At 40.8% G+C, this 8,984-nt stretch carries 8 protein-coding genes; 5 read left to right on the top strand and 3 right to left on the bottom strand.

Annotation, left to right across the window (positions count from 1 at the left end):
- The first annotated feature begins 22 nt into the window (after positions 1 to 22).
- The 3 genes from EA341_RS02605 to EA341_RS02595 all read left to right on the top strand — a co-directional run bounded on the left by EA341_RS02605 (position 23) and on the right by EA341_RS02595 (position 4,536).
- A complete protein-coding gene (locus EA341_RS02605) occupies positions 23 to 817 on the top strand; it encodes a hypothetical protein (protein WP_293011127.1) in 795 nt (264 codons plus the stop codon).
- Positions 818 to 1,217: 400 nt separating this feature from the next.
- The gene (locus EA341_RS02600) at positions 1,218 to 2,348 is read left to right on the top strand and encodes a metallophosphoesterase (protein ID WP_293011126.1); all 1,131 of its coding nucleotides are present in this window, start codon (positions 1,218 to 1,220) and stop codon (positions 2,346 to 2,348) included.
- 175 nt (positions 2,349 to 2,523) lie between these two features.
- Complete coding sequence (locus tag EA341_RS02595) at positions 2,524 to 4,536, top strand: IPT/TIG domain-containing protein (protein WP_293011125.1); 2,013 nt, start codon at positions 2,524 to 2,526, stop codon at positions 4,534 to 4,536.
- A gap of 166 nt (positions 4,537 to 4,702) precedes the next feature.
- On the opposite strand, the gene EA341_RS02590 is transcribed toward EA341_RS02595, so the two are convergent.
- From EA341_RS02590 to EA341_RS02580, 3 genes are all read right to left on the bottom strand, one after another.
- Positions 4,703 to 5,125 (bottom strand): Ohr family peroxiredoxin, encoded by a 423-nt coding sequence (locus tag EA341_RS02590; RefSeq protein ID WP_293011124.1) that lies wholly within the window; start codon positions 5,123 to 5,125, stop codon positions 4,703 to 4,705.
- A 3-nt stretch (positions 5,126 to 5,128) separates the two neighbouring features.
- Positions 5,129 to 5,554, bottom strand: a complete 426-nt coding sequence (locus EA341_RS02585) for a MarR family winged helix-turn-helix transcriptional regulator (protein WP_293011123.1) — start codon at positions 5,552 to 5,554, stop codon at positions 5,129 to 5,131.
- Between the two features lie 196 nt (positions 5,555 to 5,750).
- Positions 5,751 to 7,424, bottom strand: coding sequence for an amidase (locus EA341_RS02580; protein WP_293011122.1), 1,674 nt, complete (start codon positions 7,422 to 7,424; stop codon positions 5,751 to 5,753).
- A gap of 67 nt (positions 7,425 to 7,491) precedes the next feature.
- Between EA341_RS02580 and EA341_RS02575 the strand changes: the two genes are divergently transcribed.
- Together EA341_RS02575 and EA341_RS02570 are read left to right on the top strand one after the other, a co-directional pair.
- Entirely contained in the window at positions 7,492 to 7,938 is a 447-nt protein-coding gene (locus tag EA341_RS02575; protein ID WP_293011121.1) for a hypothetical protein, read from the top strand.
- A 79-nt stretch (positions 7,939 to 8,017) separates the two neighbouring features.
- Entirely contained in the window at positions 8,018 to 8,980 is a 963-nt protein-coding gene (locus EA341_RS02570; protein WP_293011120.1) for a sugar phosphate isomerase/epimerase, read from the top strand.
- Positions 8,981 to 8,984: the final 4 nt, after the last annotated feature.

The raw sequence follows: 8,984 nt of genomic DNA, 5'->3' as shown, positions 1-8,984 counted from the left end.
AGAAGCTGGAAGTGACGTACCGATGCCAAGTTGGGAGGAAAGAGCAGCTGAAGAGATTCAGGAAAAGCCCGGTATTTTCATACTGGTACAGGATGCCTCTGGAAATGTAATCAGGCGTGTAGAAGGTCCAACTAAAAAGGGCTTTCATCGCATCTCATGGGACCTGCGTTATCCTGCGCCCCAGGCCCTAAGCATTAGTGGTGGACAATCGTATGACAAAGGGCTTATGGTCGCTCCTGGAACTTACACTGCTACACTTTACAAAAGTATAGATGGTGTCATTACGGCTTTGGATGACCCGATTACCTTTGAAGTGGAGCGAATGTATCAGGGTGCGCTGGAAGGGGCTCCTGAAACCGAAGTGGCGGATTTTTGGCGGTCGTATGAAGCAGCTGCAAAAGATGCCTCAGCACTTGATATCAATATAGATCGAAGTATAAAAACAGTTGAGGCCATGCGCAAGGCCTTGCAGCAATCTACTGCCAAACCCGGCACTATTGATGAGAAACTCCATGCTTTAAGAAATGATCTCTACGGTCTACACATGGATGTGTATGGCAACCCGGCGAAGAATCAAGTCGGTGAAAAAACTCCGCCTAACATCGGCGAGCGACTATTCGCAGTAAATCGCGGTATTTCTGGTTCTCTGTACGGACCTACCGAGACTTCAAAGCAAACCCTTCAATTTGCCAACAAACAAATTCGGGAAGCAACTGAACGGCTGCACAAACTCAATCAGTCGCTGGAGGCCATAGCATCAGAAATGAACAATGCAGGTGCCCCTTATATTGAGGGTATGAATTGGCCAAATGAATAATGCTGTTAATTTTGATGATAAAAAAAATGGCCTCTCAGATCTGAGAGGCCATTTTTAATAGTTTCCTATATAAAAAATAAATTCAAAGAAGTCCATTCCAACTTCCGCCACATGTACCAGTTCTTTACCATTCGTTAGCAGTGACGTCAAGGTGTCAGAGCCAAAAGAGAGCCGCTCTACAAAGTGTAAAACCATCAGACCAACCTTAACCCAAAGGCTATAGATGAAAAAATATCGTGGATACCTGAGGCTCAAAATACCCAAAACCTTACTTTGAGAATTTCTATGAATGCTTTTTCTTTTACGGGGGTGAAAGGCTTATTCCCGAAAAAAGGAGATATTGAGTTCTATTAAACAAGAAGATTGTTTTATCTTTTTGGATCAAATTGTTTTTATCAATATGTCCAAACTCTTTTCCTTCATCAAGGCCCCAATTGTTTTTGTGTTGCGTCAACCCATATATTGGTTTGCCAAAAAGGTGTCTTCTGCACCCGATAGGAGGATGGTTTTTGAAAGGCTTTCGGAAATGTATGCCAATATCTGTGAGAACGAGGACTCCAAAAAGGGAGCACTATACTCCATGGATTTTGAGGACAATAATTTTATAATCCTCAGTGATGTGCATAAAGGGAATAGAAGCAGAAGGGATGAATTCAAACCTGCCGAGAAAAATTACTTAGCTGCTTTGGATTTTTATGACCAAATGGGCGCTAACTACATCAATTTGGGAGATTCAGAGGAATTCTGGAAGTTCAATATTTTCTCCATCCAACACCATAACAAAAGGACTTTTGCCGCAGAGGCTAAATTCGCCAAGAGAAAAGCTTTTTACAAAATTTTTGGGAACCACGATCTTTTTTGGAAAATGGATCCTTTCTCCAAGTTTCACCTCAAACAGGCTTATGGACAGGCAGTGAACATTTACGAAGGTATCGTTATTAGGGTGAAATATAAAGACAAGGGACATGTAGATGTGTTCTGCACCCACGGACATCAGGGGGACAAACGTAGCGATGGGAATAACTTTTCAAAATGGTTTGTTTCCTATATTTGGGGGCCCTTGCAGGCCTTTTTGGATATCAATATCAACACCCCGGCAGTTGTAAGTTCCGAAAAGACCCTTCACAACAAATTGATGTATGAATGGAGTCAAGAACAGGAAAACCTGGTGCTGATTACGGGTCATACCCATCAACCTATTTTTCACTCCTACAACCACATAAAGTTTCTGAAAGAAGAATTGAAAGATGCAGAAGAAAGAGGAGACCGAGGTTCTGTTAAAAAGCTTCAGGAAAGAATTAAAAGACATCCTAGCCAATGTGGGCAAGAGGCACCAAAACTATCCCAGTACAGGCCTACCTATTTCAATGCAGGTTGTTGTTGCTACAGTGATGGCAGCATTACAGGAATAGAGATAAAAAACGGTTATATCCGCTTGGTAAGATGGGCGGATGAGGGTGATGGTCCAGAAAGGCAGGTTTTGGAAGAATTGCCCCTTCAAGAGTTGAAGCAGATGTTTTTTTACCGTTAAAGGATCAAAATTTGGCTTTACTTTAACTTGTTCAAGTAGACGGTGAATTAAAGGCAATCAGGTTGGATTTTGGTTTGTTGTTTTTACAGAACCCTTACAAAAATTATTTTTCTTCTGGCAGATACAACTGATACAAAAAAAATATACTTTTAGTCGGTTTATTCCCAAATTTTATATGCGTCTGAAATATTTCCTCGTAGGCTTACTTAGCCTGCTCTTGTGGAGTTGTGAAAGTGAGGTTGATGAAGCCCAAAAGGCACCAAATGTACAGACCATAAACGCAGAAGTCATTGCATCTGGCGGAGTGGTTCTTCATGGGGAATTGAATAATACGGCCAAAATAAGCGATCATGGATTTCTTATCACTGAAGATAGCACCGTATGGAATACTACCCTTTTCAAATTGCGGATGGGAAAACCTGCCCAATCTGGTGCTTTTAGCTACGTACTGGATCAATTGATCTATCCTGACAAAAAATATTTTTTCAAGGCTTTTATTGATACAGAGCAAGGAGTGAAATATGGTGCTGTAAAATCCTTTCTTTCCAAAGGCAGTAAAGACCCAGTTATTTTGAAAGTTAACCCTGAAAAGGCACACTTGGAGACTTGGATCAGCATTCATGGAAAAAACCTTGGTAATGATCCTTCATTTACCCAAGTGCGGTTTGGGGATATTGCTACCTATTATTGGAATGTCGTATCAGATTCACTTGTCGAAGCTTTGATTCCTGGTAATATCCGATCAGCAGCATTTGATATCAATGTCAGCGTATCCGGAAAAACCGTTTCTATTCCTTATTCACTTCACCGACCGGAGATTCACGCCATTGAGTCTGAACCAGTGAAAATAGGTTCACCTTTCAAGATCTTGGGCAATCACTTTGATTCAATTCCTGAAAGAAATGAAGTATTTGTTGGAGATATCCAATTAAATTTACTGAAAGCAAGCAGAAAAGAACTGGAAGTAATCATTCCAAATGATTTGAAACAAAGCAAGCAACCCATCCGCGTAAAATCACAACTACAGGAAGTCGTTTCAGATTTTGACCTTATACTTGCCCAACCTGTTATTCTTGAAGTGCCTGCCTGTGCCCAAACTTGGGATGAGGTACTGATAAAAGGCAAAAATTTTCATCCTGAAGCGTATTGGAACACCGTATTAATTGGGGGATTGGAAGCTGAAATATTGGGAGGAAATGAAAATGAAATTTTGGTTAGGGTCCCAAGAGGACCTTACCCAAACGGAAATGCCCAGATAAAAGTAAAAGTTGCCGATCTGGAATATACTTTTTCCAAACCAATGTGTATAGAGGATGAATGGCTAATGATTTCTGACCAACTCCCTTTTCACTTTTATGGAAATGTTGGAGCATTTTCTCTGAATCAAAAAGGCTATGTCATCTCCAAATCAACGGATTATAATGATCCAAAAGATTATCTTTGGGAATTTAACCCCTCCAACCAATCTTGGAATAAAAGTGCTCTTCCGGTTGAAGAAGCATATATAGGTAATGTAACCACAACCAATGGAAAGGCTTATTTATATACTGGAAATGATGCGGATAATTTTTGGGAGTTTGATCCCGGTAGTAATAAATGGAGCAAAAAGGCCAAATTCCCGGGAGCAAAAAGAGGGGCGGCCATAATGTTTTCCCTATCGGGGAAAGCCTACGTCGGACTGGGAAGAAATACCGAAAGCTGGAATATTATCAATTATCTGGATCTTTATGAGTACAATCCAGTCACCAATTCCTGGAAAAAAATGTCCAACCCTCCAAAAGAACTTGAAGGAAGTGGCAAGGCGTCTGCAGTTTCCCTAGGCACTTCTGCTTATGTTTTTGGAGGAGCACAGGATACGGGCATGAACCGCCTTTTTCGATATGAACCTTCAAATGACAGCTGGATGAGTCTGGCGTCTCTCCCTGAAGCGATTCAACTTCAAACCGGTTTTGCTTATAACAATAAGATATATTGCGCTACCGGTGTACCTATTGGTGGCAGCGCAAGGCCGGATGTCTGGATTTATGATCCTATGAGCGATAACTGGGAAGAAGGAACTTCCGTGGGAAAAGTGGGAAGGTACCGGGCATTTTCCTTTGTCATCAACGGTCAGGCTTACATTGGTGGTGGAGAAGGCCAAGGATGGGGAGGATCAGTGATTAATGAGTTTTTCCAATTAAAGAAATAGATTAGGCCAAATTTCAGGTATATAGCTTCATTGTCACGGCAATCAAAAAGACTGGCGGGAAGTGGATGATGTTTGACAAGAAGCCTTATTTTATCTTAAGGAGCGCTATTATTAAATCGAGAAAAATCTTCGATTTATCGATTTGATGCCGATAGAAATGAAAAATCTATTGCACCGCTTTTACCGAAACTTCAATGTTACCTTTTACAGCCTTGGAATACATGCAGTGTTTGTGGGCAAGATCAGCAAGTTTTTGAGCTTCTTCTAAAGTGGAGGCCTGAGGGATTTTAACTAGAATATCTGCAGCCAATCCATAACCTCCATCTTCAGCTTCACCTGAATGAACCTGTACAGATATTTTGGCATCTTCTGTATTTACTCTTTTTGAAACTGCACCCAAAGCCCCACCAAAGCATGCTGCCCAAGCGGCTGCAAAAAGTTGTTCAGGATTTGTTTTTCCCCCCTGTCCTCCGATTTCTTTTGGCATTGCCAGTTCCAATTCTAAAAGGGCATCATCTGTTTTGATGGATCCGTTTCTGCCACCTGTATTTGTGGCTGTAGCAGTATAACTTTTATTGATTTTTTCCATTTTTTAAGAAGGGTTAAATTCAGCGAGAAGCTTTTTCATTATGGCTTTCAATTGGGAAACATCCTTTTCTTCCCAGTTGTTGAAAAATTCATCAGCTTTTTCCGCAACTTTCGCTGCTTTTGATTGAAGGGAACTTCCAGGATAGGTCAGTTCTATCACCACCTTTCTCTCATCTTCTTCCGATCTTACCCTTTTAATCAGGTTGCTGGCTTCCAGTCTTTTGAGCAAGGGAGTGAGGGTTCCGGAGTCCAATTGCAACTTCTGTCCTATCTGAGAGACCATCTGACCATCTTTTTCCCAAAGTACCAGCATGACCAAATACTGTGGATAAGTTAGGCCTATTGCGTCCAATGGCTCTCTATAGGCTTGAGAAAATAGCCTTGAAGCTACATAGAAAGGAAAACTAGGGTCATCTGATAAATTAGCCATGATTTATTTAAATTGTTTGCAATTCAATTTATGAAAATTTAGAGAGAATAGGAAGGTTTTATGAAAATATGGTGGATATTATCTGTGTTCATCTTCAGCATCTTTTGTTTCATTTTTTTACCAAAAAGTCAAGTGGGTTTTCTTTATGTTTTTGAGACTCCTAGTGAACCCTATTTTCCTTCACTTTTGACGATGTCTATTGATCAAATAAAGGTGGCCTCTTCTTTTGCCAATCTGTAAATTCCTGATAAGCTCTTCCCAGCATCACTAACTTTTCTTCCTCAAATAGATTGGCCAAAAAGGTGATGGAAACAGGCGATCCATTTTCCAGAAAACCATTGGGCATGCAGAGGGCTGGATGTCCTGTCAAGTTCGTTACCTGAAGTTGATTTCCTCCATAACTTGGTGTTACGATGACATCATATTCTGAAAAGATAGCATGCATTTCTTCGATCAGTATATTCCTGTATCGATTGGCTTGAATGTACTCAACTGCAGGAATAAATCTTGAAGAACGAAAGAGGTTAGGCCAAGCCCCTCTGTGCTGTGCAACCAAAAGGTCATCTGAATTGTCTCGGGTAAGTTCATCAAAAGCTGCAGCTCCTTCTACGTAAAGGGATATCAATATACTTCCTATATCAACTGATGTTTCGAGTTTGACGGGGTGTAATTCCACTCCCATAGCTTTCAATTCTTCCAGCACACGCTTATCCAGCTCAGTAGCCCTTTCACTATCAAAAAAATCTTTGAAGTAAGCTACTTTAAGTGATTTCCAGGATTTTTCTGCACTGTAATTGAAAGCAGCAGGAATGGTACTTTTGTCTTTGGTATCAAAACCATTGATGACTGATAGCACAATGCCATTATCCAAAGCAGACCGTGAAATAGGTCCGATTTTATCCATGCTCCAACTCAAAGCCATTGCCCCGTCCCTACTTACCCTGCCAAAAGTAGGCCTAAGCCCTGTCACGCCATTTCGTGTTGAAGGTGATACAATACTCCCTAGTGTTTCGGTACCGATAGCAAATGGCACTAATCCAGCACTGACGGCAGAAGCTGAACCGGCAGATGAACCACTACTGCCCTGCTCGAGGTTCCAAGGATTCTTGGTCACTCCTCCGTACCAGACATCACCCATTGCCAGAGCACCTAAAGTAAATTTACCAATGAGGACCGCACCTGCATCTTCCAGCTTTTCAACAACAGTTGCCGTATAATCAATTTCCTGGTCTTTGAAAGGCATAGCGCCCCAAGTCGTTTTTGTCCCTTTCACTGCCAAAAGATCCTTTACACCATAAGGAATACCATGCAAAGGACCCCGATAATTGCCCTTTGCCAATTCTTCATCCATCTCCCTTGCTTTTCCCAATGCCTCATCTTCCATCAGCGTAATCAAGCACTCTAAAGTGTCAGAGTAGGATTTAATCCTATCTATAAAGATTTTAGTAAGGCTTTCTGAGCTGATCTGTTTATTTTTAATCAATACAGCCAATTCATGAATGGGCATAAATGCGAGGTCATTTTCATTTTCAGGTAGCACAACATTCTCTGATAAACCCCAGTCCAGCTCCTTTTGAATTTGATCAGGTACAAAGCCATGTGGCAATGGATTGAAATAAAGCGCTGGAGAAGTGCTGTTATCTAAGGTAAGCTCCCGCATTTTTTGAAAACTTGAACGGTGACCTTCCAAATTGCGGAGCATACTATCTCTTTCAGCAGGCGTAAACTCCAGACCAATTAGGTTCTCGGCTGCCGCTATGGTGGCTGGTGTGATTTCATTGGCTTGGCGCCCGGAAATAAAACCTACAACCAAAACTATTGGCATAAGTAATATAAGTATCCAAACAGACTTGTTTTTTGTTGTCTTCATGTAGCTTTGTATTTGGGTGAAAAACATCCAAGACGTAAAAAAGTTAATTTCTGGAACATTTACACACATGACTGAAGAGAAAAAACCTGCCTTCCCGATTTTTCCTATGCCCATGAGGGGATTACTGCTCTTGACAGGCATGTATACCTTTGCGATTGGGGTCTTTTTTAGATATTTAGGACAGGATTTATTGAAATGGTTATCTATGGATCCTGCTTTTACAAATATCAGTAGCAGTAGCGTATTGGGTTCTGTAGGAATGCTAATAGGTTTTTTAATTTTTCTAAGCGCGTTTTATCCCATCAGCTGGCGTTATCTGATTTTGGTGGGTATTATCGGAAAGGTACTCACTGCCATTTGGTTTGTGCTGATATTTATGCCTGACCTTGACTGGAATAAGAGGACAGTATTCCACTTGGTGTTCAATGATTTACTTTGGCTTATCCCTCTAATTACTATTTTTATTAGGGCAGTACAAGTTAAAAAGTATATAGACGAACACCCTGAAGATTAAATCAATAATTTTTCATTATGTAAATTGTACACTTTTAGAATACTTTTTATCTTGACCGCTCAATAATATTCTTAAAGACATGCAAAGAAGAAAGTTTATCCAAAGTGCTGCATTAGCAACGGCAGGGGCAAGCCTATTGCCACACTGGGCCAGTTCAATGAAAAATTATAGGTCTACTGATTATGGCGTTGCACTTTTTACACTACCTAAATCACTCTCTGAGGATTTTGAAGGGACCCTGAAAATGATTTCGGAAATAGGGTATAAAGAACTGGAATTTTTTGGTCCCTATACCTATAGCACCAAAGAAGCACAGGATAGCTGGAAGCAAACTGCAGGGATGTTGGGTTTTTCAGGTTCAGGGTATTTTGGATATTCTCCAAAGGATCTCAAGGCACTTCTGGAAAGATATGGTTTGACTGCTCCATCCATCCATATAGATCTCCCTACTTTGCAACATAATATGGGAGCTATTGCAGAGGCGGCACATGTGGTAGGCCATAAATATGTTGGCATCGCCATGATACCTGATGACATGCGCCAGAATATGGATGATTACAAAAGGACCATCGAGGTATTCAATAAAGTAGGTGAAGACGCCAAAAATAACGGTCTTACTTTCTTCTATCACAACCATGGCTATGGACATACGCCAAAAGAAGGAGTAGTGCCTTTTCAATACATATTGGAAAATACAGACCCTGACTTGGTCAAAATGCAATTGGATGTGTTTTGGTTTACTGCAGCAGGAGTGGACCCAAAAGAAATTTTAGAAAATAATCCAGGAAGATTCACTTCTCTACACCTTAAGGACATGAGCGAGAAGAAAACTTTCGCAGGTGATGGAGAAAGTATGCAGGACTGGATGGGCTTATTTCCCTATTTAGCGGATGCAGGCAGTGGTGTATTGCCTTTGACTGAAATCATACAGACCGCAAAAAAATCAGGAGCCAAGCATTTCTTTTTAGAGAAAGACATGACTCCTGAACCAAAGATGGCTTTAACAAACAGTTATGATTTTTTATCTAAAATCAAACTGTAAGCTT

The organism is Mongoliibacter sp. (assembly GCF_007692705.1).
Lineage (GTDB): Bacteria > Bacteroidota > Bacteroidia > Cytophagales > Cyclobacteriaceae > Mongoliibacter.
This window is presented reverse-complemented; position numbering and strand designations above follow the sequence as displayed.